The sequence below is a fragment of the Microbacterium sp. NIBRBAC000506063 genome (genome assembly GCF_017968845.1).
In the GTDB taxonomy this organism is placed as follows: domain Bacteria; phylum Actinomycetota; class Actinomycetes; order Actinomycetales; family Microbacteriaceae; genus Microbacterium.
Map to the genome: position 1 here is coordinate 2,341,343 of NZ_CP072876.1, position 24,275 is coordinate 2,365,617.

Below are 24,275 nucleotides of genomic sequence, written 5' to 3' on the forward strand. Positions count from 1 at the left end.
CTGCGGATAATATATGCGAATGGTGAATTCTTCGGCGGAGGGGTCGGCGGACCCGATCGCGCAGAGTCTCTACGACGTGCGGTTCAGCAACCTCCGCGACGAACTGGTGACGAGCTGGCCCGTCTCCGACGAGGACGTCGAGCAGATCGCGCGAGTGATGGCCGCTCTCTCTGCGCTTCGGCAAGCCGAGCAGGAGGTCTCCGACGCCTCGCAGAAGTACATGAGGCTCAGCAAGCAGGACATGCGGGCGATCCACTACCTGATCGTCGCCGGCAATCGCGGCGCATTCGTCACCCCCGGCATGCTGGCGGCCCATCTCCACATCTCGGCGGCATCGACGACGAAACTGCTCAACCGGCTCGAGTCGGGCGGACACATCGTCCGGAACGTGCACCCCACCGATCGCCGGGCCTTCGCGATCACCGTGACGCCGGAGACCGAGGCGTCGGCGGTGCAGACCGTCGGGCGCCAGCACGCGAGTCGTTTCCACGCGGCCGCCCGGCTCACCCGGGAGGAGAGGGACACCGTCATCCGCTTCCTCGACGACATGACCGCAGGGCTGTCGCTGGACGGGGCGAGCTGGGCTCAAGGACTCGACTGACGCTGTGAAGAGCGCGCTCACCTCTTCCGGATGACATCCGTGCAAGCCGACGCGTGCGATCCGCCACCATCGGGGAATGGATCTTCTGACGTGGGTCGGCGTTGCCCTGGCCGTCGTGTGCGTCATCATGATCGGAGTGGCAGTGGTGTCCGCCGTGGCGTACCGCAGGCGTCGATGAGCACGGGTGAACCGAAGGAGTGCGAGATGGCCGATGTCGAGGAGCTTCAGGCGCGGGTGGCCGAACTCGAGCAGGAGAACGCGCTGCTGCGCACCGGCAGGCCCGGGTTCTCGTGGCGAAGCGTCGTCGCCGGACTCCTGATCGTCGTCGGCCTGATCCTGGCGCCGGTCGCCGTGCTGGGAACCTGGGCGCGTGTTCAGCTCGTCGACACCGATCGCTTCGTGTCGACCTTCGCGCCGCTCGCGCAGGATCCGGATGTCCAGGCGTTCGTCTCCGATCAGGTGTCGGATGCCGTGATCGCCCAGCTCGACAGCGAGACCCTCGTGCGGGAGGTCTTCGACGGCATCCGACAGCTCGATCTGCCACCGCGCGCGTCTGCTGCTCTCACCCTGCTGGAGGCTCCTGCGGCGCAGGGGATCGATTCGCTCGTGGCCCGCACTGTCGACGAGATCATCGCCTCCGAGCAGTTCGCGACCATTTGGGCGGGCACCCTTCGCGTGACGCATGAGCGGGCCGTGGCGGTGCTCCAAGGGCAGCCCGACACCCTGGTCGTCCTGACCGACGACGGCGTCCTCGCCGTCGATCTCGGAGTGGTCGTCGGCACCGCCCAGGAGGTGCTCGTCGAACGCGGGCTGACCTTCGCCGAGGCCCTGCCGGTGGTCGAGCGCGCGGTTCCGATCGTGCAGGCCGACGCGCTCGTGCTCGTGCGGACCCTGTACCAGGTGGCCGTCGTCGCCGGCTACTGGCTGCCCTGGGTCGTGCTCGCGCTCCTGACCGCCGGAGTGCTGCTCAGCCTCAACCGGCCGCGAGCGGTCGCGCTCACGGGCGCCTGTCTGGTGGCGGTCTTCCTGCTGACGGCTGCGGGGCTAGGCATCGGGCGCACCTTCTTCGTCGCCGCGGTCAGTCCGGCGGTCATGCCCGCCGCATCCGCTCATGCGATCTTCGAGCAGCTCACCGCCCTCATGCTGTCCACCGTCCTGGCGCTGACCCTCGCCGCGGCGATCATCGCGGTCATCGCCTGGCTGGCCGGTGGCAGCCGCTGGGCGAGAGGGGTGCGCGCGGCATCCGATCAGGGATTCGGTGCGGTACGCGCATCCGCCGACCGGCACGGACTCTCGACCGGCCGCTTCGGGCGGGCCGTCGACCGCTGGCATCTCGCGATCGTCGTCGTCGCAGCGATCGCCTCGATCCTGCTGCTCCTGGCGCTGCGTCCCGTCACGCTCGGTGCGGTCATCGGCGCCGTCGCGCTGTTCCTCGGCGTCCTGCTGGTCGCACAACTGCTGCGACGCCCCGCGCCGCCCGAGAGATCGGATGCCGCAGCCGCCGAGCCGAGCGATGACGTCGTGCCGAGCGAGATCGGTCAATAGCATGGGGCGCATGGTCAAGGAACTCTCCATCGGCACCGCGCTCGGCACGACGGATCCGGCGCATGTCCTCGCGCACAAGCTGAACCGGCACACCTTCTGGTGCGGTCAGAGCGGCTCGGGCAAGACATATGCCCTGGGCGTGATGCTGGAGCAGGTCCTGCTGCACACGAGGCTTCCGGTCGTCATCCTCGACCCGAACTCCGACTTCGTCCGACTGGCCGAGGTGCGCGATACGGCGCCCGACGATGTCGCTGAGGAGCTGCGCACGCGCGACATCCGTGTGCGCCGTTCGTCGGCCGCCGACGGAGAGCCCCTCAAGGTGACGTTCCTCGACATGGGAGTGCGCGCCCGCGCCGCGGTCCTGCAGCTGGACCCGGTCGCCGACGCGGAGGATTTCAATGCGGTCCTGCGCGCCGAGTCCGCGCTTCGCGGCGGCGTCGAGGGGTCGATCGTCGACTGGTTCCGCCGACAGGACGATCCGGCGCAGCAGCGGATCGCCACGCGCCTGGAGAACCTCGGCATCGCCGACTGGGACCTGTGGGCGCGGGGCGACGACGATATCAACGACCTCATCGACGAGAAACCCGACGTGGTCGTCGCCGACATCGGAGGCTTTGCGAACTCGGTCGAGCCGAAAGCCGCGGCCCTCGCGATCCTCGACCATCTGTGGGCGAATCGCGCATCGCGAGTCGGACGCCTCATCGTCATCGACGAAGCACACAACCTGTGCCCGCCCGATCCGGTCACAGCGGTCGAGAAGCTGCTCGCCGAGCGCATCGTGCAGATCGCCGCCGAGGGCCGCAAGTACGGTCTGTGGCTGCTGCTGTCCACGCAGCGGCCCTCGAAGGTGCATCCGAACGCCCTCTCGCAGTGCGACAACCTCGCCCTCATGAAGATGAGTTCCCGTCAAGACCTCGAGGAGCTCGGGCGGGTCTTCGGATATGCCCCCGAGGGGTTGCTGTCGCAGGCGAGTTCGTTCACGCAGGGGCAGACGCTGTTCGCGGGCGGATTCGTCCCGCAGGCCCAGCTCGTGCAGATGGGGGAGCGGCTCACGGAAGAGGGCGGCTCGGACGTCGTCATCGAACTGCGCTGACACGATGACGACGCCATCCCCCCCGCGTTGCGCAACGATAAATTGAGCGTATGTCATCGTCGGAACCCGTTGCGGGCGCCAGCACACGCTTCCGCCCACCGCATCGCCAACTGACTCAGATCGACCGTGAACGCCTGAGTGCACGACTCGATGAGGGGTGTGCGAACGAGGGTGTCGTGGTGGTCTCGGCCCCGGCCGGCTACGGGAAGACCGTCGCAGTGGCGGCGTGGGCCGCGCAGCAGGCGACGCCGGTCGCCTGGCTGCGCCTGACCTCCTTCGACACGGACCGGTCGCGAGTGATTCAGGGCATCGTGCGGGCGCTCCAGGCGGCGGCGCAGGAGAGCGTGGCCGACCGCTCGGAAGTGCTCGCCCTCGCCCCGCTGCGCAACTCCGCCGAAGAGGTCGCACGCCAGCTCCTTTTCGCGCTCGAGGCGCTGGAGACGCCGGTGACCCTCGTGATCGACGACGCGCACAGGGCCGCCGAGGGCACCGGCTTCGCCGTCATCGAAGCGCTCATCGCCTCTCGCCCCGATACGCTCCGGCTCGTGCTCGTGGGAACGTCGCGCCTGGGCATCGCCCTGGCCGGGCATCTCCTCACTCCCTCGTTCACCGTGTTGGCCGCTCAGGAGCTCGCCTTCACCGTGGAAGAGATCGCGTCGCTGCGTGCGCTCACCGCGGATCCGGCTGATCCGGTGAAGGTGTTCGCCGAGACGCAGGGCTGGCCGATCGCCGTCCGTGTCATGCTGCTCAGCGGGGCCAGGAGGTGCGCGGTACCCATGCCGACGCCGAGGTGCTGGTGCGGGAGTACGTGCGTGACAATCTGCTCTCGGTGCTGCCTGCCGAACAGCGCGCCTTCATCCTCGACACGACCGTTGTCCACGAGCTGTCCGGCAGCCTGGCGACGGCCATCACCGGGCGATCGGATGCCGAAGCCGACCTGGACCGCTGCGCCGCCTCGGGGCTGTTCCTGGATCGGTACTCGGGCGAGCGCGGAACGGTCTACCGCTGGCACGCCGTCTTCGCCCGGCATTGCCAGGAGATCGCACGTCTGGAGAACCCGGCACGTCGGAACGACCGGCTGCGTCGTGCCGCACGGGCCTGGAGGGGAGGCGCCGCTCCTGGCAGCGGAGCGCTGGCTCGCGGCATCCGATCCCGGTGAAGCGACGCGAGTGATCCTCGCGAGCTGGGTGCGCCTCGTGCTCGGCAGCGAGGCGGCTTCGCTCGATGGGCTGTGTGCGACTCTCCCGGAACCGTATGCGAGCGACCCGAGGGTCATCCTCGTCCGAGCATGCGCGCAGGACCAGATCGGCGAGGAGAAGGTCGCCCGCATGCACTTTGCGCACGCCGAGGCCGTTGCGGGGAAAGGGGCTCCTGACGGCTACGACCTCGTGCACGCGATCGCCTGTCTGATCCTGCGCGACGACCGTGCCGAGGTGTTCGCGGCCGGAGAGCTCGTGCGCAGCGCCTTCATCGATGAGGCCGCGATCACGGCATCCGAGCACGTGGCCGTGCTGTATGTCCTCGCCTGGGCACACATGCGCGTGCGGAGCGCGCCGGATCGCATCCTCGAGCTCCTCACCGCGACGCAGCGCGAGGCGGAGGCGATCGACGATGCGGACCTCGCGACGCGCGCGCACCGCCACCGCGCCCTGACGCTCGCCTGGGCGGGCATGCTCGCGCAGAGCCGTGAGGTCGTGGCCGAGATCCAGGCGCGCGAGAGCATGGACCCGGCGACCTGGACCGGTGCGGACGGTGGCACCGGTGAACTCGCCGCGGCGATCATCGCATACTGGGAGGACGACCTGGACGCGGCGCTGCCGCGCCTGGACCGTGTCATTCGGAACGGCTCCGCCTCCATCATGGGCATCGATGGCGCCGCGCGGCTGATCCTGGCGATCGTCGCCGCCTCCGCCCGCCGGGCTCCGCTCATGCGCCGTGCCGCGCAGGAGCTCATCGCCGTCCCGCGTCAAGATCTGCACGGCTGGTCCTGGCCCGCCTTCCGCCAGTGTGCGCTCGCCGTGCTCGATGAAGCGGCCGGCCGCCGCGAACGTGCGCTCAAGATCGCTCAGGATCTCACCGAGCAGGCCAAGGCGCTGCCACTCGTAGCCGTTGTACTCTCCGGTGTCCTGCGGCGCGGCAACGATCTCCGCGGCGCCTTGGCGCTGTTGGAGGGGATGGGGCACTACCGGGAGCTGCCTCATGTGCGCGTCGCCGGTCTCACGACCAGCGCCCTCGTGCATCGCCGACGCGGCGCGATAGAACTGATGCACGAGACGATCGAACGGGCGCTGGACGTCGCATCCGCCGAGGGCATCCGACGCCCGTTCTGCGACGGCGAGCTCGAGATCCGGGAGCTGCTCACCGAGCACATCGCCTGGGGCACACCTCACGATGACTTCATCGCGGCCTGCTTGAGCGATCGCAGCGACGGATCGGTCCTCAACACGCTCTCCGAGCGCGAACGCGCGGTGTTCGAACAGCTGCGGACGAACCGGACCATGCAGGAGGTGGCAGATCTCATGGGCGTCTCGATCAACACGGTCAAGACGCACCAGCGGGCGATCTACCGCAAGCTCGGTGTGACCTCGCGGCGTGAGGCGGTGCGCCTGCTCTTGTGAGCGGACGCACCGCCTGACACGATCAGCCGATGAGCTTCGCCTTGGCAGCGGCGAACTCCGCGTCGCTGAGCGCCCCGCTCTGGTGGAGAGCGGCGAGTGTGTTCAGCTCGGCGACGAGGTCCGAATCGGCGACGGCAGAGGCGGCTGCGGGCGGGGAGGCCTGGGCAGCCATCTCGGCCTTGGCCGCTTCATACTCCAACTGCTGCTGCTGAGCGTGGGCCATCTGCTTCTGGGCGGCGCGGCCCTGGACGGCACTGGCGGTGCCGGACACGACCGCGGTCCGGGCGGCCAGACCCACGAGACCGGGGCGGCCGACTCTTCTGACGAGGGGCATGTTCTCTCCTTGGTGTCGACGGGTCAGGCGTCGACGACGGCGTCGAGGATCGCGTTGACGACGGGGGCGGGGATGCGCTCGGTGGCGACCACCACACCGCCATGGCGGGCGAGCTCTTCGGCGAGGGCGCGTGCCCAGACGAGCTCGAAGGCGACGATCGCCGCGGCCCCGCCCGGGGGACGACCGCCGAGAGCTCGTCGACGTCGTCCTCCCCGATGAGGCCGGACGCGAGGAGTTCGAGCCCGGCGAGCTCCGCCTCCTCGGGATCGAGCTCCTCGAAGGTCAGCTCGCCGGCATCCGACCGCGACACGACGACGAGGTCGACGAGACGCACAGTGCCCCTGTCGACCTGCTCGTAGAGAGCCTGGAGCACGGCTTGCGGCAGGCCCGGCGTCTCGAGCTGCACCACATCGAGCTCCACGGGGCCGAGCGTGAACGGCGTGAGCATGATCCGTCCTCTCTCAGGCGCTGAGCGCCTTGGCCTTGATCTGGTCGAACTCCTCGCGGGTGATCGCACCGTTGGTCAGCAGCGTCGACGCCTTCTCGATCTGATCGACGGAACTGGTGCCGGCGACGTCGCGGATGTAGCTGTCGGCGGCGTCCTTGTCGGCGCGTATCGCGTCGGCCGTGCGATCGGCCATGCCGCCGCCGCGGGCGATCAGGTAGATCAGGGCGGTGAGGAACGGCACGAAGATGAGGAAGATCACCCAGAGCGCCTTCGCCCAGCCCTTCAGCCTCCGGTCGCGGAAGATGTCCGCGAGGATCCCGAACAGCGCCATCAGATAGGCGATGAACACGAAGGCCCAGAGGAACCACCAGATGATGTTCCAGAAGGAATCCCAGAAAGACATGATCGTCCTTTCTCACAGTCGAATGGTGGGTTCAGAGTGGCATTCGCCCGAGGAGGCGGTTGGGGTTCTCATCCGGTGAGGGTGAGGGCGACAGGGCGTGAAACGATGGAGGGGTGACTTCCGCGAACCTCACCCGTGACGAGACCGCCGCCCGATCCGCCACCATCCGGCTCCATCGCGTCGAGGTCGAGCTCGACCTGACGGATGCCGTGGACCCCGCACGCACGGGCTTTCGCACGTCCACGACGTTGGAGTTCGATGCGACGACGGATGCCACGTGGCTGGACTTCGTCGGAGAGGCGGTCAACGCCCTCTGGATCAATGGTGAGGAGCGTCCGGTCGCGTATGACGGCGCCCGCCTCGTGCTGACGGGGCTGGCGCCGAAGAACCGCGTCACCGTCGAGGCCACCGGCGCGTACAGCCGCTCGGGCGAGGGCTTGCACCGCTTCGTCGACCCCGCCGACGGCGAGACCTACCTCTACACGCAGTACGAGCCGGCCGACGCCCGCCGTGTCATGGCATGCTTCGAGCAGCCCGACATGAAGGCGCGGTATGCCTTCACCGTGCACGCGCCGACGGCATGGGAGGTGCTCTCGAACGCCCATGCCGCTGCGACCACGGTGCACGGCGACACCAAGACGGTCGCCTTCGCCGAGACCCTCCCGATCTCCAGTTACATCACGGCCGTGTCCGCCGGTCCGTACCACCGCGTCGACGGCGAGTGGCGTAGCGCGACCCGGCGCGTCGAACTGGGTGTTCTGTGCCGAGCCTCCCTCGCCGAGCACCTGGACGCCGACGAGATCCTCGAGGTCACCCGGCAGGGACTCGACTTCTTCACGGAGGCGTTCGCCTCCCCGTACCCGTGGGGGAAGTACGATCAGATCTTCGTGCCCGAGTACAACCTCGGCGCGATGGAGAATCCGGGACTGGTGACCTTCACCGAGGCGTACATCTTCCGCGGGGCCGCCACCGACTCACAGCGTGAGGGGCGGGCGAACACCATCCTCCACGAGATGGCTCACATGTGGTTCGGCGATCTGGTCACGATGCGCTGGTGGGACGACCTCTGGCTCAAGGAGTCCTTCGCCGACTACATGGGCTCACACGCCTCTGCCGCGGCGACGCGCTTCACCGAGGCGTGGACGAGTTTCGCAGGTCGCCGCAAGGCCTGGGCGTATGCGCAGGATCAGCTGCCCACGACGCATCCGATCGTCGCCGACATCGCCGACCTCGAGGCGGCCAAGCTCAACTTCGACGGCATCACCTACGCCAAGGGCGCTTCGGTGCTCAAGCAGCTCGTCGCCTTCGTCGGCGAGGAGGCGTTCTTCGAGGGGCACGTCGATACTTCGCCGCGCACGCCTTCGGCAACACCGCGCTCGACGATCTGCTCGTGCAGCTCGAAGAGGTGTCGGGGCGGGATCTGCGCGCCTGGTCGGCCGCGTGGCTGCAGACGAGCGGCGTGTCGACGCTGCGGACGGAGTCGGATGCCGGTGGTACGGTCCTCGTGCAGGATCCGCCCCGCCCGCACCGGCTGCGGGTCGGGCTGTACGCGCTGATCGATGGCGTCCTGGTGCGTCGCGAGTCGCGGGATCTCGACATCGCCGAGGCGCGCACGCGGGTCGAGCTGCCGGACGCCGACCTCGTGCTCCTCAACGACGGCGATCTGAGTTACGTGAAGGCGCGTCTCGACGAACGGTCGACGGATGCCGCAGAGCGCTCCCTCTCGACCCTCGACGACTCGCTCGCGCGCGGGCTCATCTGGTCGGCGCTGTGGAACGCGACCCGCGACGGCCTGCTGCCGGCCGCCCGCTACCTCGCGATCGTGCGGGCACATGCCGCAGCCGAGGCCAGTGTCGGCCTGCTCACGGCTGTCCTCGCGAACGCGGCTTTCGCGGTGCGGCACTATGTCGCCGGCGACGCGCGCGACGCCGAGGCGCGCGCCTGGCTGCAGGCGACCTGGTCGGGGCTGCACGCCGCCGGCGCCGCGACGGGGAGCAGTTGGCATGGGCGCGGGCGTTCGCCGACGTCGCGTCCTTCGACGACGCGCACGCGGCCGACATCCGAGGGTTCCTCGACGGCAGCGTCGCCGCGCCCATGGGTCTCGCCCTGGACGCCGACCTGCGCTGGCAGCTGCTGACCGCGCTCGCCGCGACCGGTCATGCGGGCGAGGAGGAGATCCGCGCCGAGCGGGAGCGTGACGACACCGCCGCCGGCCGGACTGCTTCGATCCGCGCGCTCGCCGCACGGCCGGCGCCGCAGGTGCGCGCTGCGGCATGGGAGGCCGCCTGGGCCGACACCACTCTCACCAACGATCACCTGGATGCGACGATCGGCGGTTTCCGGGCCGGAGGCCGGCGCGATCTCATCTCGGGCTTCGACGAGGAGTACTTCACCCGCATCCTGCCGGCCTGGCGCTCCCGAAGCATCGAGATCGCGCGCCGGCTCGTGGTCGGGCTGTTTCCGGCATCCGACTCCCTCGGCCTCTCCGATGCGTGGCTGCAGGGCAATCCGGATGCGCCGGCCGCCCTCCGCCGTCTGGTGATCGAGCAGCGCGACCACCTGGCGCGCGACCTGCGCGTGCGCGCCGCTCAGCCTCGTTCCGGTCGTTGAGCGAGCCCGCGCGCAGCGCGAGGGAGTCGAAACGCTGCAAGACTCCGGGAAGTCACCGCATCAGATCGACCTGCATGCCCATCACGGTGCGGACGATCCACGGATGCGCGTGGTCGTCGGCGATATGCGTCATGCCGAGCTTCTCGGCGACGCGGCGCGAGGCCGTGTTCTCGGGATGGATGATCGCCGTGAGCAAGGTCGGGGCAAGCTGCTCCCGCACGAGGTCCACGCAGGCGCCGGCGGCCTCAGTGGCATAGCCCTGGCCCTGGAGCTCTGTGCGCACGTGGTAGCCGACCTCGAGAACCGGCGTGTGATTGTACGACTGCCAGGTCAGACCGCAGTCGCCGACGAAGGCGCCGTCGTGCGTCTCGACGATCCACAGACCGTGCCCGTTCTCGTCGTAGCTGCGCCGGCTGCGGGCGATCCAGTCGGATGCCTCGTCCCGCGTCTTGGGCGCAGGGTAGAACGCCATCACCTCGGGGTCGCCGAGGAGCGCGGCCAAGGGGTCGAGGTCGACTGCCTGCATCTCACGGAACCGCAGGCGCGCGGTGGGGGAGGGAAGGAGTCGCTGCGGCGGCATCCGATCTCAGACCTCGAGGCTGTCGCCGGGCTCGAGCACGTGGAAGGTACCCTCGGCCTGGGCGGTCGCCCACTCCAGGCGCTGTCGGTGCATGCCCTTGCCGAGGCCGGAGAGCGTCATGTCGTGCGTCGCGAAGGCGTGGCGCGGGGCGACGGCGAGCACGAAGTCGATCGCATCGCCGATGCGCAGCCAGGGCGCGCCGAGAGGGGCGGCGAGGATGTCGACCTCGACGCCGGGGACCGCGTAGGAGTCGCCCGGGTAGTAGAAGCTGTCGTCGACGAGCACTCCGACGTTGTCGATGGAGGGGATCGAGGAATGGATCACCTCGTGGGTTCCTCCGAAGAACCGCAGCGAGAAGCCCTTGACGTGCAGGCCATCTCCGGCGGCGACCTCGGTGATGGGAAAACCCTCGGCCGCGGCGACGACGCCGGCGGGCGCGAAGATCGGCGTGCCGGGCGCGTCGGCGAGAAGGCGCTCGAGGTGCTCGGCCGACCAGTGATCGGGATGCTGATGGGTCAGGACGATGCCCGCGAGGTTCTCCACGTTCTCCAACGGTGCGGTGAACGACCCGGGGTCGATGATCAGCGTCCTGCCGTGGGCCTCCAGACGCAGCGCGGCGTGCTCGTGCTTGGTGATCTTCATGCTCCGAGTCAACCGCGTGGGCCCCGGATCGGCAACGTCTTCGCGCGTGTTCGGCTCGATTTGGCGACGCCGTTTTCCCATGGCATACTTGAACGGTTGCAAACGCGGCCCCATCGTATAGCGGCCTAGTACGCCGCCCTCTCACGGCGGTAACGCGGGTTCGAATCCCGCTGGGGTCACAGCACAAAGACGCCCCCGGTTCCACGCCGGGGGCGTCTTCCTTTTCCGGTCAGCCGCCGGGGCAGCTCGTCGCCACTGAGAAGGAGCCGTTCGGGTTCTCCTGCAGCGTGGTGAGGGTCGCGTCGCCCTGTCCGAGGTAGGCGGCGGTGCCCACCGCGTAGTAGGGGTTGTACGGGTTGATCCCGTAGCTGTAGGCGCGGCCTTCTGCCTGGTGTGTGGCGTTGGTGGCCGTGCCGCAGTAGAGCTCGGGCTCCTGCGGATCGGTGGGATCCGTGGGGTCGGTGGGATCCGTGGGATCGGTGGGATCGGTCGGATCCGTGGGGTCCGTCGGCTCGTCCACGACCACGCGCCGGTTGTTCTCGAAGAAGAACCCGGTGATGTACGCCGGATAGTCGATGCTGTTGGTCGAGATGTACGAACCGCCCGGCCCGCCGCCGGCGGGCCAATTGTGCCCGAGGCCGGTGTTCTGGATGAGCGAGACTCGAGGACCGTCTGCATCCGAGTACAGCGTTCCTGTGCCGTTGGTGTTGCTGCCCGCAAGACCGGCGAGCGAGAAGCTGCTCGTCGTCGCCGCGCCGTAGATGTTCGCCATGATCTGGGCGTTCAGTGTGTTGTACCCGGGGGCGACCGTGGTGTCGTTGCTCCCGTAGACCACGCTCGTGAGCTGGGTCTCGAAGCCCGCCCCGTGACTGCCGGCGAACCCGGTGCACACGCTCTTGCCCGTGTTGAGGTTCGTCGCGACCGATCCGATCTGACCGGACGTCGTGCCCACGGTCGGCCCGGCGTTCAGGCCGATACCGGCGAAGATGTCCGGTGCGAGGCACCCCATGACCATGGACTGGCCGCCTCCGGAGGAGAGCCCCGAGATGTAGACCTGATCTGCGTCGATGTTCAGATCTGCACGAGCGGTGAGCGCGGTCGCCAGGTCGATCAGGTTGTCGTCGTGGCGCGCGGGATTGCTGCGGCTGTGGTTCGTGTCGTAGTAGTCCCAGCATCCGAGCAGGACACCGCCGTTCGGCGCCGCAGGGATTGCGACGACCATCCCGTACTCGTCGGCTGTGCCCTGCCAATTGCCGCCGCTCTTGAGCGCGGCCGAGGTCTGGACGCACCCGTGCAGGGTGATCATGAGCGCGCGGCCGTCGCCCAGCGCCGGCGCGGTCGTCGGAGTGTAGAGCTGGACGGTCATCCCGGCGATCGTGGCTGTACTCCAGCCTTCGCCGCCGGTCTCACCGCCACCGCCGCCGTCGCATCCGGGGAGGGTGTCGAAGGGTGGGGGACAGTAGACGGCGTTCGCGGCCGTGGCAGGTACGACGAGTGCAGCGGCGGCGAGCGAGAAGGCGGCCGCCAGTTTCAGGAGCCTGCTCGTCACTGAGCGGCCCGAGGTGCGGATCTCCATGATTCCTTTCGGGAACTGTTCGCGGGCGACGCCATCGTCGCTCGGGGCCCCATCGCCCCTCGCTTCCCTGACATCACCCAAAATGAGACATGATTCAGGTATCCGTTAACGTAGCGGCGCCGCGATGGCGCGTCAACGGCGATCCTCGGATCCGAGACGACGAACCCCCACCGAGGCCCGGGCCGGCGATCTGCGTCGACAGAAAGGGCGGGCGAGTCGGTGGGGGTCCGAGATCGGATGCCGGATGCCGCCTACTGCACGTCCGGCTCGACGCTCGCGGCCGCCGATGCCGCCGTGCGGCGCTGGCGGCGAGAGCGGCGGATGAACCAGATGACCAGCACGACGACGCCGGCGACGGCCAGCCACGGCAGGACGAAGCCGGCGGCGATGACCAGGGCGTTGAGCGAGACGATGAGCCCGTTCCAGCCCGCCTTCAGCCCATCGGCGAAGCCGGCGGGATCGGCCTGTGTCACCGGAGTGATCCGGACGAGCTCGATGTCCAGGGAGGACATCGCCACCTGATCGTCGAGCGCGGCCAGCTGCTGCTCGTACGACTCCAGCTGCGCCTGTCGGTCCGACAGCGCCATCTCGGCCTCGATGAGCTCGGACACCGAACCGGTCTGGCCCATGAGGTCGGTAAGCCGCTCGACGGAGGCGCGGGTGGCCTCCACACGGGCGCGCAGGTCGATCGCCTGGGAGGTCACGTCGTATCGCGACACCGACGAGGAACGCACCTCGCCGACCTCCTGCAGCTGTGACATCACCTCGGTGAGCGCATCGGCCGGCACGCGGATCGTGACCCAGCCGTAGTCGCCACCGGGAGGCGGCGCGGGCAACGAGGGGTCGACCGCGCGCACGACCTCGCCGATGTTCGTGCTCTCGACGTAGCCTCCGTGGGTCCGAGCGAGGGCGGCGACCTCTTCGGATGCCACAGCGACTCCGTCGACGTGCACCGAGGCGTAGCCGTTGGCGATGATGTCGCGACCCGCGGTGGGATCGCTGCTGTCCAGGCTCGCGACGTCGCCATCGGCCAGGGACAGCATCTCCTGCCTGTGCTCCGGCAGACTCTCCGCCATGCCAGCGGCGCTGTCGGCCATCTCGATCGACCAGTCGGATGCCGGAGAGACGGCCGACTCGTTCATCGCCGAGGGGGTGACGATGCCGAGGATGGGCGGGGTCACGAGCACGCCGACCACGAAGGCCGCGGCCACGCCGCCGATCGTGAGCCACGTGCGGCGTCGAGAGCGGGCAGGCCGAGCGGATGCCGCGGCATCCGCTGTTCGGGGCTCGTCGGCGACCTGGGCGAACAGTGCCTGCTCGATGCGGTCGATGCTCTCCTCCGAGAGCGCGGGAAGATCGGGGATCCGGGTGTCGTTCATGCTTCGCTCGTTTCACTCAGCGCACCGCGCAGATGGGTGCGTACGCGAGAGAGCCGGTTTCGGACGACGCCGTGGCTCACGCCGAGCTGTTCGGCGGCGGCCTGGTAGGCGTAGCCCTCCGCGGCGCACAGCCGGAAGATCTCCTGGTCCAGGTCGCTCAGCGTGCCCAGCTCCGTCGTGATCCGCTCCGCGAGCTCGGCGGAGATGACCTGCTCCTCCACATCGACGGTGTCGCGCAGACTCTCGTCCGGCGCATCGGTGGTGTTCGCCTGGTCCCTTCGCCGCTGCCGCAGCCGATTCGCCGCTTGGAATCGGCAGATCGTCGCGAGCCACGGCAGGAGCGACTCCCCGGCCAGTTCCATGCCGGGCAGCTTCCGCCACGCGACCAGGAACGTCTCCTGGGTGATGTCCTCCGCGTCGGCGGCGGCACCCAGGATGCCGTGGGCGATCCAGTACACAGGTCGGACATATGCGCGATACAGAGCGCGGAAAGCCTCCTGGTCGCCTGCGGCGGCCCGTGCGGTCCACTCCTGATCGCTGATCTGTTCCGGCATGCTGCTCCGTTCGATCCTGCTCTCTCATCTGAGAGTGTCAGCGGTGATGCCATCGTCTCAGAACGCGTCGATGCAGGTCGCGTCCGATTCGTTCGGGTACGCTGTATCTGCGAGAGGGAGTATCCCATTTCTGCGCGTTCGTCATCACGAGCATCGGTTCTGCTGCTCCGGGCGCGCACCGCGACCAGCGGGGGAGAGACTTTCGACTGTCGAACGTCCCCTCCTGAAAGGCCCTGAGCCCCGTTGATTCCCCTGTGGTTCGAGATCACCTCCTTCATCGTCCTGACCCTGATCCTCATCGCCGACCTCACGCTCATTCGGCTCCGGCCCCACATCCCCTCCACGAAGGAGTCCACGCTCTGGGTGCTGTTCTACGTCACCCTCGCGTTCGTGTTCGCCGGACTCCTCTGGTGGGTGGCCGGTGGAGCGATCGCGGGGGAGTTCGTCACCGGCTGGGCGCTGGAGTACAGCCTGTCGATCGACAACCTGTTCGTCTTCGTGCTGATCATGACCCAGTTCTCCGTGCCGCGCCGCTACCAGCAGCAGGTGCTCATGGTCGGGATCATGATCGCGATCATCCTGCGCGGTCTGTTCATCCTCGCCGGCGTCGCGCTGATCGAGCACTTCTCGCCGATCTTCTACATCTTCGGCGCGTTCCTCATCTGGACCGCGATCCGCCAGGCGATGCCTGAAGGCGATCATGAGGGGGAGGCACAGCGCGAGAACTTCATGGTCCGCGTCGTCCGGCGCTTCATCGACGTCAGCGACGAGTACGACGAGGGGAAGCTGCGCACGGTCGTCGACGGCAAGCGCATGTGGACGCCGATGATCATCGTGTTCGTGGCGATCGGCGTGACCGACCTCATGTTCGCGATCGACTCGATCCCGGCGATCTTCTCGATCACGCAGAACGGCTTCATCGTCTTCACCGCGAACATCTTCGCCCTCATGGGGCTGCGTCAGCTGTACTTCCTCCTCGGCGATCTGCTCGATCGTCTGCGCTACCTGCACTACGGGATCGCGGTGATCCTCGGGTTCATCGGTGTCAAGCTGATCCTCCACGCGATGAACCACAACGAATTGCCCTTCGTGAACGGCGGGCGGCCGATCGAATGGGCACCGGACATCCCGATCTGGATGTCGCTGACGGTCATCCTCGTCTCCATGGTGGTGGCGACCACGGCGAGCCTTATCGCCGCCGCGCGCGACAAGCGGGCGGCCGTCTCCGAGTGACGCCCTCGGCGCTGGCGTCGCCGGTGCGGTGCTAAACTCGGCCCATGCGGCAGAAGGTGCTTCTCCTTAGCGGCCGCGACGAGACCTCGATCTAGGCCTTCCTCGTCGCGGCGTCCAGCATGGGCCGAAGCACGAACCCAGGAGAGACCTTATGACTGCCCCCGAGCACACCGTAGATCCGGAGCGTCCGCGCACCCTCGCCGAGAAGGTCTGGGACGACCATCTCGTCGTCAAGGGAGAGGACGGCCAGCCCGACCTCATCTACATCGACCTGCACCTCGTCCACGAGGTCACGAGTCCGCAGGCCTTCGACGGCCTGCGTGCCGAGGGTCGGCCGTTGCGCCGCGTCGACCTCACGATCGCGACCGAGGACCACAACACCCCCACGTGGGACATCGACAAGCCGATCGCCGACCTCACCAGTCGCACGCAGATCGAGACCCTGCGTCGCAACGCCGAGGAGTTCGGAGTGCGCCTGCATCCGCTCGGCGATGCCGAGCAGGGGATCGTGCATGTCGTCGGCCCGCAGCTCGGTCTGACGATGCCCGGCATCACGGTCGTGTGCGGCGACTCGCACACCTCGACGCACGGCGCCTTCGGCGCGATGGCCTTCGGCATCGGCACGAGCGAGGTCGAGCACGTCATGGCGACGCAGACCCTGCCGCTGAAGCCCTTCAAGACCATGGCGATCACCGTCGAGGGCGAGCTGAAGCCCGGCGTCACGGCGAAGGACATCATCCTCGCCGTCATCGCCAAGATCGGTACCGGAGGCGGTCAGGGCTATGTGCTCGAGTACCGCGGCAGCGCGATCCGGGCCCTCTCCATGGAGGGGCGCATGACGATCTGCAACATGTCGATCGAGGCGGGCGCGCGCGCCGGCATGGTCGCCCCGGACGAGACGACCTTCGAGTACGTCAAGGGTCGTCCGCACGCCCCGCAGGGAGCGGACTGGGACGAGGCCGTGGCCTACTGGAAGACGCTGCCGACCGACGAGGGCGCGGTCTTCGACGCGGAGGTGTTCATCGACGCGAACACGCTGGAGCCCTTCGTGACCTGGGGCACCAACCCCGGCCAGGGGCGCTCGCTGTCCTCGACGGTGCCCGATCCCGCCGAGTACGACGACCCGAACGAGCGGGCCAGCGCCGAGCGCGCGCTCGAGTACATGGACCTCACCCCGGGCACGCCCCTCAAGGAGATCCCGGTCGACGCCGTCTTCATGGGATCGTGCACCAACAGCCGCATCGAGGATCTGCGCGCCTTCGCGTCGATCATCGAGGGGCGCAAGAAGGCCGATGGCGTGCGCGTCATGGTGGTCCCCGGATCCGCGCGGGTGCGTCTGGAGGCCGAAGCCGAGGGTCTGGACAAGATCTTCACCGACTTCGGAGCCGAGTGGCGCTTCGCTGGGTGTTCGATGTGCCTGGGGATGAACCCCGACCAACTCGCGCCGGGGGAGCGCTGCGCCTCCACCTCCAACCGCAACTTCGAGGGGCGCCAGGGCAAGGGCGGGCGCACACATCTGGTCTCGCCGCTCGTGGCGGCGGCGACCGCGGTGCGCGGCACGCTGTCGAGCCCGTCCGACCTCGAGACTTCGGCCGGCTCAGCGACCGAGTTCGAGAGTGCAGGAGTCTGACATGGAGAAGTTCTCTACCCACACCGGCATCGCCGCTCCGCTGAAGCGTGCCAACGTCGACACCGACCAGATCATCCCCGCCGTCTACCTCAAGCGCGTCACCAAGACCGGTTTCGAGGATGCGCTCTTCGCCGCCTGGCGTCAGGATGCCGACTTCGTCCTCAATCAGGAGGCCTTCCAAGGCGCCTCGGTGCTCGTCGCCGGTGCCGACTTCGGCACCGGGTCCAGCCGCGAGCACGCGGTCTGGGCGCTGCGCGACTTCGGCTTCAAGGTCGTGCTCAGTCCTCGCTTCGCGGACATCTTCCGCGGCAACGCGGGAAAGCAGGGCTTGGTCGTCGGCGTCGTCGCCGAAGACGACATCGCACGCATCTGGGCCGAGATCGACAAGGCTCCTGGCGCCGAGATCACGGTCGACCTCGTGGAGCGCACCGTGTCGATCGGCGACGTCCAGACCACTTTCGAGATCGACGATTACACTAGATGGCGGCTCCTCGAAGGGCTCGATGACATCGGGCTCACACTGCGCAACGAAGACAAGATCGCGCAGTTCGAGGCCCGCCGCGAATCGTGGCGGCCACGCACTCTCCCGGTGTCGTGAGTCCCGGGGCGACCTGCCCCAGCGTGCAATCCACGATCTGTGATGAAGTGAGGCCCTCGGATATGACGACACCCCTGCAAGGAACCCGGCGCGAAGCCACCGCAGCACCCCGCGGTGACGTCCTCGCCATTCGAGGAGGCCGAGCGCTGCGCGGACGAGTGAAGGTCACCGGCGCGAAGAACCTCGCGACCAAGGCCATGGTGGCCTCGCTGCTGGGGGAGACCGTCAGTGTCCTGCGCGACGTCCCCGAGCTGAGCGACGTCGGGGTCGTGCGATCGCTGCTCGAGGTGCACGGCGTGCACGTCAGCGAGGGCGACGAGCCCGGGTCGCTCCGCCTCGACCCGAGCGATGTCGAATCCGCGCACATGGAGGAGATCGACGCGCACGCCGGTGCTTCGCGCATCCCGATCCTGTTCTGCGGGCCGCTGCTGCACCGGCTGGGCCAGGCCTTCATCCCCGACCTCGGCGGATGCCGCATCGGCGACCGCCCGATCGACTTCCACCTCGACGCGCTGCGGAAGTTCGGCGCGGTCGTGGAGAAGCTGCCCAGCGGCATCCGGCTCTCGGCTCCCGAGGGCCTGCACGGTGCCGAGATCACCCTCCCGTACCCCAGTGTGGGCGCGACGGAGCAGGTGCTGCTGACGGCGGTGCGCGCCGACGGCGTCACCGAACTCCACAACGCGGCGATCGAGCCGGAGATCATGGATCTCATCGCGGTGCTGCAGAAGATGGGCGCGATCATCTCCTACGAGCCCAATCGCGTCATCTTCATCGAGGGCGTGCCGCATCTGCGCGGGTACGACCATCGCAGCATCTTCGACCGCAACGAGGCCGCATCCTGGGCGAGCGCGGCTCTCGCGACCGACGGCGAGATCTTCGTCGAAGGCGCACGCCAGCAGGAGATGCTGACGTTCCTGAACGTCTACCGCAAGGCCGGCGGCTGGTTCGACATCCACGAGGACGGGATCCTCTTCCGCCGGGGCGGGCCGCTCAAGCCCGTCGTCGTCGAGACCGACGTGCACCCCGGCTTCATGACCGACTGGCAGCAGCCGCTCACCGTGGCGCTCACCCAGGCGGAGGGCGAGTCGATCGTTCACGAGACCGTGTACGAGAACCGCATGGGCTTCACCGACGCGCTCGTGAAGATGGGCGCCGACATCGTCGTGCACCCGCACGGTCTCGACGGAGGATACCGACGTGTCGCGCGTCGCGAGCTCGAGCAGGCCGCGGTGATCAACGGTCCGACTCCGCTGCACGGCGCCGACATCGTCGTCCCCGACCTGCGCGGCGGATACAGCCACGTCATCGCCGCTCTGACGGCCTCGGGGGAGTCGATCGTCTCCGGCGTCGAGATTCTCAGCCGTGGCTACGAGAAGTTCCTGGACAAGCTCGAGGCGCTCGGCGCCGACTTCGACGTCATCGGGTGACCCCTGTGGCTGCCTGGTCCTCGGAGAAGCGCCGCCCGAGCCTGTTCTGGCCGCTCGCGGTGATCGTCATACCCCTCGTCGGTCTCCTGGCGAAGGTCGAGATCCGTGGCAAGACGAAGCTGCCCCGTGAGGGCGCCTTCGTGCTCGCGCCGAACCACTATTCCGAGCTCGATCCCGTTCTCGTCGCCGTCGCCGTCTGGCGGCTGGGCCGTGCGCCGCGGTTCATGGCGAAGGAGAGCCTGTTCCGCGTCCCGGTGGTCGGTTGGATCCTGCGCAAGACCGGCATGGTGCCCGTCGCGCGGGCGACGTCGGCCGCGGCGGCGAAGCAGACGATGGAGCAGTCGCGCGACCTCGTCGAACGCGGCCGTGGCGTGATCGTGTACCCGGAGGGCACGCTCACCCGCGACCCCGAGATGTGGCCGATGCGGGGCAAGTCCGGCGCCGTCCGGCTCGCCCTCGCGGGCGGCATCCCGTTGATTCCCATGGCGCAGTGGGGTACCCAGGAGATCATGGGACGCTACTCGAAGAAGATCTCGTTCTGGCCGCTGCGCAAGCGCGTACAGGTCGCGATCGGCGACCCGGTCGACCTCTCCGATCTCGCCGGACGCGGATCCGAGCCGGCCGTCCTCACCGAGGCCACTGCGCGGGTCATGAACGCCATCACCGCGCTCCTGGAGGACATCCGCCAGGAGAAGGCGCCCGCAGAGCGCTGGAACCCTCGGATCACGGCCAGAAGGAGACGGGTCGCTTCGATGCGTAAGAACGCTGCGCAGACCGGGCCCCGCGTCGCCGTCGTCGGCGCGGGCAGCTGGGGCACCACTTTCGGCAAGCTCCTCGCCGACGGCGGAGCCCAGGTGACGATGTGGGCCCGACGCCCCGAGCTCGCCCAGGAGATCTCCGAGGCCAAGCGCAACTCGCAGTATCTTCCCGGCATCAACCTGCCGCGGGGATGACCGCCACGCACGAGCTCGCGACCGCCCTCGACGGCGCGGAGCACGTCTTCCTGTCGGTTCCGAGCCAGTCGCTGCGCGAGAACCTCAAGGCCGTGAGGCCCCTCCTGCAGCGCACCGACGCGCCGATCGTGAGCCTCATGAAGGGCGTCGAGCGCAGCACCGGCCTGCGCATGAGCCAGGTCATCGAGCAGGAGATGCGCTGCGATCCCGAGCGGATCGCCGTGGCATCGGGCCCCAACCTCGCCCTCGAGATCGCGCGCGAGCAGCCGACCGCCGCCGTGATCTCATCGCGGAGCCAGGAGACGGCGGATGCCGTGGCCCGCATCGCCCGCAATCGTTACTTCCGCAGCTTCGTGAACACCGATGTGATCGGCACCGAGTTCGGCGGCGTCCTGAAGAACCTCATCGCGGTGGCGATCGGCATCGTCGACGGCGTCGGTTACGGCGAGAACACGAAGGCGTCGATCATCACCCGCGGGCTCGTGGAGATGACGGACTTCGCGGTCGCTCAGGGAGCCCAGCCCGAGACGCTGCAAGGGCTCGCCGGCCTCGGCGACCTCATCGCGACGTGCCAGTCACCTCTGAGCCGGAACAACACCGCAGGACGACTGCTCGGCCAGGGCTTCAGCTATCAGGACGTCATAAAACAGATGAACCAGACTGCGGAGGGCCTTGCTTCTGTCGCCCCGATCCTGCAGCTGGCGCACGAGGCGGATGTGCACATGCCCATCGTGGAGCAGGTGAAGATGGTCCTGGACGGAACCATGGACCCGCGTGACATCGCCCCGCACCTGACCACCGACGACGACACCCGCAGGGGAGAGGACGAACAATGGACAAGGCGACGGTGGTGGTGCTCTTCGGCGGGCGTTCCAGCGAGCACTCGATCAGCTCCGCAACGGCGGGCGGAGTGCTGCAGGCGATTGACCGCGAGCGCTACGACGTCGTCCCGGTCGGGATCACGCGGGAAGGGGCCTTCGTCCTCGAAGAGGACTCTCCCGAGAAGTTCGCGCTCGACGCCGCGAACATGCCCGAGGTCGTCGACAACGGCACGCGCATCGTCTGGCCCGAGCCTGCCGGCGATCGCCGTCTGCGCGTGAAGGCGCCGGACGGCGAGATCGCGGTGATCGGCGAGATCGACGCCGTGCTGCCGATCCTGCACGGACCTCATGGTGAGGACGGCACGATCCAGGGCTTCTTCGACACGATCGAGGTCCCCTACGCGGGGGCGGCGTGCTGGACTCGGCGCTCTGCATGGACAAGCACTTCATGAAGGTCGCGCTGCAGGCCGAGGGGATCCAGGTCGCGCCCTGGGTGACGGTGCGGGCCGCGCAGTGGGAGTCGGATGCGGCATCCGTCCGCTCTTCTGCAGAAGCAGTCGGTCTGCCCGTCTTCGTCAAGCCCGCACGCGCGGGCTCGAGCGTGGGCGTGTCGAAGGTGGCGGCCTGGGACGAGCTCGACGAGGCGATGAGGATCGCTCTTGCCGAGGATGACAAGGTCCTCATCGAGGCGCAGGTCACGGGCCGCGAGATCGAGGTGGCGATCCTCGAGGGCGCCGATGGTCCGCGCGCCTCGCTGCCGGGCGAGATCGTGCTCAGCGATCGGGACTTCTACGACTTCGAGGGCAAGTACCTCGGCGGCGACGGCGTGGACGTCGTCTGCCCGGCCGACCTCACCGCGGAGCAGGTCGCCGCGGTGCAGCAGGTCGGCCTCCGTGCCTTCGAGGCGGTCGAGTGCCGCGGCCTCGCCCGCGTGGACATGTTCCTGACGGATGCCGGACTCGTCGTCAACGAGCTCAACACCATGCCCGGGTTCACCCCGATCTCGATGTTCCCGAAGTGCTGGATCGCCTCGGGCCTGAGCTACGGCGACCTCATCACCGAGCTGATCGACGCAGCCTTTCGCCGCTGAGGCCTACTCCGGCAGCTCGTCGGGGGAGATGCAGCGGCTCGTGGCCGGGATGTGGGTGACGATCGGGCCGAGCGCCTTGAGCGCCTCGTTCGAGCTGATGCCCACCTCGGGTGTCGTGTTCACGTAGATCTCCACGGCGGGCTGGCGCCCGTAGCTGGTCATCCGCAGGTAGGGCGTGTCTTCGGCGTCGACAAGCCAGTCGACGCCTTCGAGTGACACGCACTGGAACTCGGCGGTCGGTGCGGGGGCGTCCAGCCCGCACGTCAGGGCCACCGCGACGGGATCGCCCCAGGCGCCGGTGGCCTGTGCATCGGTCCATTGCCGGTCGAGGTGGCCGACCGCGTTCGGCAGGCGTACCGTGACCTCGGCGCACAACGGGTCGTTGGCGTTCTTGGCCGGCTCCATCGACACCGTTCCGGTGCAGGCGCTGAGGGCCAGTGCCCCGTCAGCAGAAGGCACACGAGTCCGAGACGGCGAAGAGCGGGCATGCATCCAGGCTACCGTTGGTCGTATGCCACAGATGCCCGACGACCCCGCGATCGGTGAGCTGCGCGAGTCGCAGATCCTGCGCGCGATCCTCGCCCGCACGCCTGTCGCCTCGCACACGATCCTCGGCCCGGGCGACGATGCGGCCGTGATCGCGGCTCCCTCGGGCACGGTCGTCGCCACGACCGACACGCTCGTCGACGGCCCCGATTTCCGCCTGGCCTGGTCGAGCGGATTCGACCTCGGCTGGAAGGCCGCGGCGGTGAACCTCGCCGACATCGCGGCCATGGGTGCCCGGCCCACGGCGCTGCTGGTCGCACTCGCCGTTCCGCACGCGACGAAGCTGTCGTTCGTGGAGCAGCTCGCCGACGGACTCCGCGAGGCGTGCGCGGCGCTGGCGCCGGGGTGCGCCGTCGTCGGAGGGACCTCACGGCATCCGATGTCCTCACCGTGGCGGTGACGGCCCTGGGCGACCTCGAGGGCCGCGAGGCGGTGACCCGGTCCGGGGCGCGTCCCGGCGATGTCGTGGCGGTGGCCGGCGAGCTCGGACTCGCCGCGCACGGTCTCGCGGTGCTGTTCGGACGGTTCCATCCCGAAGGAGCGGCGGTGCCGATCGAACCCGCGCAGCTGGCGGAGGGTGAACGCGCCGCGCTGCACGCCCAACTGCGCCCGCAACCGCCGATCGGCCTCGGCGTCGTGGCCGCCACCTCAGGAGCCACGGCGATGATGGACGTCTCCGACGGGCTCGCCCTCGACGCCGGGCGCATGGCCGACGCCTCGGAGGTGACGTTCGCCTTCGACGGTGCCGCGCTCGGTGCGGATCGGGAGCGCGCACTGGGCGGCGGGGAGGATCACGCGCTGCTCGCGACTTTCCCCGAGGGCATGCTGCCGCCCGGATTCCGTGCCATCGGGCGCGTACAGGAGCGCGGAGTGGATGCCGTCCTCTGCGACGGTGCGCCGGTGGCTCCCACCGGCTGGGACCCCTACCGCGACTGGGAGGCCTCGTCGCGCTGAGCGGGCTCCGCCCACCACAGCCCGGTGTCGCCGTAGGAGCGCTCGCGCACGAGCGTCAGACCTGCCGCGGCGAAGTCCGGCGGTGTGGCGCGGCGGGCGCGCTCGACGACGATGAGGGCTCCGGGTGCGAGCAGCGGGGCGAGGGCGACGAGATCGGCGGTCATCGCCTCGTCGTCGAGATCATAGGGCGGGTCGCTGAAGACGAGATCGAAGGGACCGGTGGCGCGCGTCAGGAAGGCGTGGACGGCGCGTTCGTGCACGCGGGCGTCCGCGGCTCCGCCGAGGGCCTTGGCGACGCGGGCGATGTTGCGGCGCACGACGGCCGCCGCGGGTCGGGACCGCTCTACGAGGTCCACGCTGTGCGCGCCCCGGCTGAGGGCTTCGAGGCCGAGAGCGCCCGATCCGGCGTACAGATCGAGCACGCGGGCGCCGGTGAGGGCCTCGGCCGACTCCAGGGCTCCGAACAGTGACTCGCGCACGCGGTCGCTCGTGGGCGGGTTCCGGCATCCGGAACCTCGAGGCGAATCCCGCGTGCACTGCCGGCGATGATCCTGGTCACCCGTTCACGATAGCCTCCGGCGGCGCCTGCCGGCGGATGCGAGGTGCTGAGCGGGACGGCGAGTCGAGTGTCGTCCCCAGT

At 68.8% G+C, this 24,275-nt stretch carries 16 protein-coding genes, 1 tRNA gene and 7 pseudogenes; 14 read left to right on the plus strand and 10 right to left on the minus strand.

The genetic code is table 11. The annotated features are described in order from the left end of the window. The first annotated feature begins 19 nt into the window (after positions 1–19). The 4 genes from KAE78_RS13255 to KAE78_RS13270 all read left to right on the plus strand — a co-directional run bounded on the left by KAE78_RS13255 (position 20) and on the right by KAE78_RS13270 (position 5,857). Complete coding sequence (locus KAE78_RS13255) at positions 20–601, plus strand: MarR family winged helix-turn-helix transcriptional regulator (protein ID WP_223171153.1); 582 nt, start codon at positions 20–22, stop codon at positions 599–601. A gap of 204 nt (positions 602–805) precedes the next feature. Continuing rightward, positions 806–2,146 (plus strand): hypothetical protein, encoded by a 1,341-nt coding sequence (locus KAE78_RS13260; protein WP_223171154.1) that lies wholly within the window; start codon positions 806–808, stop codon positions 2,144–2,146. Position 2,147: 1 nt separating this feature from the next. Continuing rightward, a complete protein-coding gene (locus KAE78_RS13265) occupies positions 2,148–3,239 on the plus strand; it encodes an ATP-binding protein (protein ID WP_223171155.1) in 1,092 nt (363 codons plus the stop codon). A gap of 176 nt (positions 3,240–3,415) precedes the next feature. Continuing rightward, positions 3,416–5,857, plus strand: coding sequence for a LuxR C-terminal-related transcriptional regulator (locus KAE78_RS13270; RefSeq protein WP_262927675.1), 2,442 nt, complete (start codon positions 3,416–3,418; stop codon positions 5,855–5,857). 22 nt (positions 5,858–5,879) lie between these two features. On the opposite strand, the gene KAE78_RS13275 is transcribed toward KAE78_RS13270, so the two are convergent. From KAE78_RS13275 to KAE78_RS13285, 3 genes and pseudogenes are all read right to left on the minus strand, one after another. Then, on the minus strand, positions 5,880–6,191 hold the full coding sequence (locus KAE78_RS13275) for an SHOCT domain-containing protein (RefSeq protein WP_223171157.1): 312 nt from the start codon (positions 6,189–6,191) through the stop codon (positions 5,880–5,882). Positions 6,192–6,214: 23 nt separating this feature from the next. Beyond that, positions 6,215–6,639, minus strand: a pseudogene (locus KAE78_RS19935) (DUF6325 family protein). Positions 6,640–6,652: 13 nt separating this feature from the next. After that, positions 6,653–7,042, minus strand: a complete 390-nt coding sequence (locus KAE78_RS13285) for an SHOCT domain-containing protein (protein WP_223171158.1) — start codon at positions 7,040–7,042, stop codon at positions 6,653–6,655. A gap of 113 nt (positions 7,043–7,155) precedes the next feature. On the opposite strand from KAE78_RS13285, the pseudogene pepN reads away from it, so the two are divergent. After that, a pseudogene (pepN, locus tag KAE78_RS13290) lies at positions 7,156–9,652 on the plus strand (aminopeptidase N). 52 nt (positions 9,653–9,704) lie between these two features. Here pepN and KAE78_RS13295 read toward each other — a convergent pair. Together KAE78_RS13295 and KAE78_RS13300 are read right to left on the minus strand one after the other, a co-directional pair. Next, complete coding sequence (locus KAE78_RS13295) at positions 9,705–10,178, minus strand: GNAT family N-acetyltransferase (RefSeq protein ID WP_262927677.1); 474 nt, start codon at positions 10,176–10,178, stop codon at positions 9,705–9,707. 60 nt (positions 10,179–10,238) lie between these two features. Then, entirely contained in the window at positions 10,239–10,874 is a 636-nt protein-coding gene (locus KAE78_RS13300) for an MBL fold metallo-hydrolase (protein ID WP_223171160.1), read from the minus strand. A gap of 106 nt (positions 10,875–10,980) precedes the next feature. On the opposite strand from KAE78_RS13300, the gene KAE78_RS13305 reads away from it, so the two are divergent. Then, a tRNA-Glu gene (locus KAE78_RS13305) sits at positions 10,981–11,053 on the plus strand. A gap of 50 nt (positions 11,054–11,103) precedes the next feature. On the opposite strand, the gene KAE78_RS13310 is transcribed toward KAE78_RS13305, so the two are convergent. From KAE78_RS13310 to KAE78_RS13320, 3 genes are all read right to left on the minus strand, one after another. After that, entirely contained in the window at positions 11,104–12,450 is a 1,347-nt protein-coding gene (locus KAE78_RS13310) for a PHB depolymerase family esterase (RefSeq protein ID WP_223171161.1), read from the minus strand. A 251-nt stretch (positions 12,451–12,701) separates the two neighbouring features. Beyond that, positions 12,702–13,829, minus strand: a complete 1,128-nt coding sequence (locus KAE78_RS13315; RefSeq protein ID WP_223171162.1) for a DUF4349 domain-containing protein — start codon at positions 13,827–13,829, stop codon at positions 12,702–12,704. Then, a complete protein-coding gene (locus KAE78_RS13320; protein WP_223171163.1) occupies positions 13,826–14,383 on the minus strand; it encodes an RNA polymerase sigma factor in 558 nt (185 codons plus the stop codon). The genes KAE78_RS13315 and KAE78_RS13320 overlap by 4 nt, the downstream gene beginning before the upstream one ends. 243 nt (positions 14,384–14,626) lie before the next feature. On the opposite strand from KAE78_RS13320, the gene KAE78_RS13325 reads away from it, so the two are divergent. The 7 genes and pseudogenes from KAE78_RS13325 (at position 14,627) to KAE78_RS13355 (ending at position 22,135) form a co-directional block, all read left to right on the plus strand. Then, positions 14,627–15,616, plus strand: a complete 990-nt coding sequence (locus tag KAE78_RS13325) for a TerC/Alx family metal homeostasis membrane protein (protein ID WP_223171164.1) — start codon at positions 14,627–14,629, stop codon at positions 15,614–15,616. Between the two features lie 151 nt (positions 15,617–15,767). Then, entirely contained in the window at positions 15,768–17,246 is a 1,479-nt protein-coding gene (gene leuC, locus KAE78_RS13330; RefSeq protein WP_223171165.1) for a 3-isopropylmalate dehydratase large subunit, read from the plus strand. 1 nt (position 17,247) lies between these two features. Beyond that, the gene (gene leuD / locus KAE78_RS13335; RefSeq protein ID WP_223171166.1) at positions 17,248–17,844 is read left to right on the plus strand and encodes a 3-isopropylmalate dehydratase small subunit; all 597 of its coding nucleotides are present in this window, start codon (positions 17,248–17,250) and stop codon (positions 17,842–17,844) included. A gap of 62 nt (positions 17,845–17,906) precedes the next feature. Beyond that, positions 17,907–19,271, plus strand: a complete 1,365-nt coding sequence (gene murA, locus KAE78_RS13340; protein ID WP_223171167.1) for a UDP-N-acetylglucosamine 1-carboxyvinyltransferase — start codon at positions 17,907–17,909, stop codon at positions 19,269–19,271. After that, positions 19,268–20,031, plus strand: a pseudogene (locus KAE78_RS13345) (lysophospholipid acyltransferase family protein). Before murA ends, KAE78_RS13345 begins: the two are co-directional and overlap by 4 nt. Then, a pseudogene (locus KAE78_RS13350) lies at positions 20,024–21,151 on the plus strand (NAD(P)H-dependent glycerol-3-phosphate dehydrogenase). Before KAE78_RS13345 ends, KAE78_RS13350 begins: the two co-directional pseudogenes overlap by 8 nt. Beyond that, a pseudogene (locus KAE78_RS13355) lies at positions 21,057–22,135 on the plus strand (D-alanine--D-alanine ligase family protein). The pseudogenes KAE78_RS13350 and KAE78_RS13355 overlap by 95 nt, the downstream one beginning before the upstream one ends. Positions 22,136–22,138: 3 nt before the next feature. On the opposite strand, the gene KAE78_RS13360 reads toward KAE78_RS13355, so the two are convergent. Further along, a complete protein-coding gene (locus KAE78_RS13360; protein ID WP_223171168.1) occupies positions 22,139–22,540 on the minus strand; it encodes a DUF3515 family protein in 402 nt (133 codons plus the stop codon). A 106-nt stretch (positions 22,541–22,646) separates the two neighbouring features. Here KAE78_RS13360 and thiL point away from each other — a divergent pair. Then, positions 22,647–23,635 (plus strand): annotated as a pseudogene (thiL, locus tag KAE78_RS13365) (thiamine-phosphate kinase). On the opposite strand, the pseudogene rsmD reads toward thiL, so the two are convergent. Further along, positions 23,605–24,194 (minus strand): annotated as a pseudogene (gene rsmD, locus KAE78_RS13370) (16S rRNA (guanine(966)-N(2))-methyltransferase RsmD). The pseudogenes thiL and rsmD overlap by 31 nt on opposite strands. Between the last annotated feature and the right edge of the window lie 81 nt (positions 24,195–24,275).

What these genes read in the sequence shown, in the direction of transcription:
- KAE78_RS13315 (WP_223171162.1), bottom strand. Translation starts at nt 13,829, where the DNA reads ATGAACGACACCCGGATCCCCGATCTTCCCGCGCTCTCGGAGGAGAGC.
- KAE78_RS13310 (WP_223171161.1), bottom strand. Translation starts at nt 12,450, where the DNA reads ATGGAGATCCGCACCTCGGGCCGCTCAGTGACGAGCAGGCTCCTGAAA.
- leuC (WP_223171165.1), top strand. Translation starts at nt 15,768, where the DNA reads ATGACTGCCCCCGAGCACACCGTAGATCCGGAGCGTCCGCGCACCCTC.
- KAE78_RS13275 (WP_223171157.1), bottom strand. Translation starts at nt 6,191, where the DNA reads ATGCCCCTCGTCAGAAGAGTCGGCCGCCCCGGTCTCGTGGGTCTGGCC.
- murA (WP_223171167.1), top strand. Translation starts at nt 17,907, where the DNA reads ATGACGACACCCCTGCAAGGAACCCGGCGCGAAGCCACCGCAGCACCC.
- leuD (WP_223171166.1), top strand. Translation starts at nt 17,248, where the DNA reads ATGGAGAAGTTCTCTACCCACACCGGCATCGCCGCTCCGCTGAAGCGT.
- KAE78_RS13255 (WP_223171153.1), top strand. Translation starts at nt 20, where the DNA reads ATGGTGAATTCTTCGGCGGAGGGGTCGGCGGACCCGATCGCGCAGAGT.
- KAE78_RS13285 (WP_223171158.1), bottom strand. Translation starts at nt 7,042, where the DNA reads ATGTCTTTCTGGGATTCCTTCTGGAACATCATCTGGTGGTTCCTCTGG.
- KAE78_RS13265 (WP_223171155.1), top strand. Translation starts at nt 2,148, where the DNA reads ATGGGGCGCATGGTCAAGGAACTCTCCATCGGCACCGCGCTCGGCACG.
- KAE78_RS13260 (WP_223171154.1), top strand. Translation starts at nt 806, where the DNA reads ATGGCCGATGTCGAGGAGCTTCAGGCGCGGGTGGCCGAACTCGAGCAG.
- KAE78_RS13320 (WP_223171163.1), bottom strand. Translation starts at nt 14,383, where the DNA reads ATGCCGGAACAGATCAGCGATCAGGAGTGGACCGCACGGGCCGCCGCA.
- KAE78_RS13300 (WP_223171160.1), bottom strand. Translation starts at nt 10,874, where the DNA reads ATGAAGATCACCAAGCACGAGCACGCCGCGCTGCGTCTGGAGGCCCAC.
- KAE78_RS13360 (WP_223171168.1), bottom strand. Translation starts at nt 22,540, where the DNA reads ATGGAGCCGGCCAAGAACGCCAACGACCCGTTGTGCGCCGAGGTCACG.
- KAE78_RS13295 (WP_262927677.1), bottom strand. Translation starts at nt 10,178, where the DNA reads ATGCAGGCAGTCGACCTCGACCCCTTGGCCGCGCTCCTCGGCGACCCC.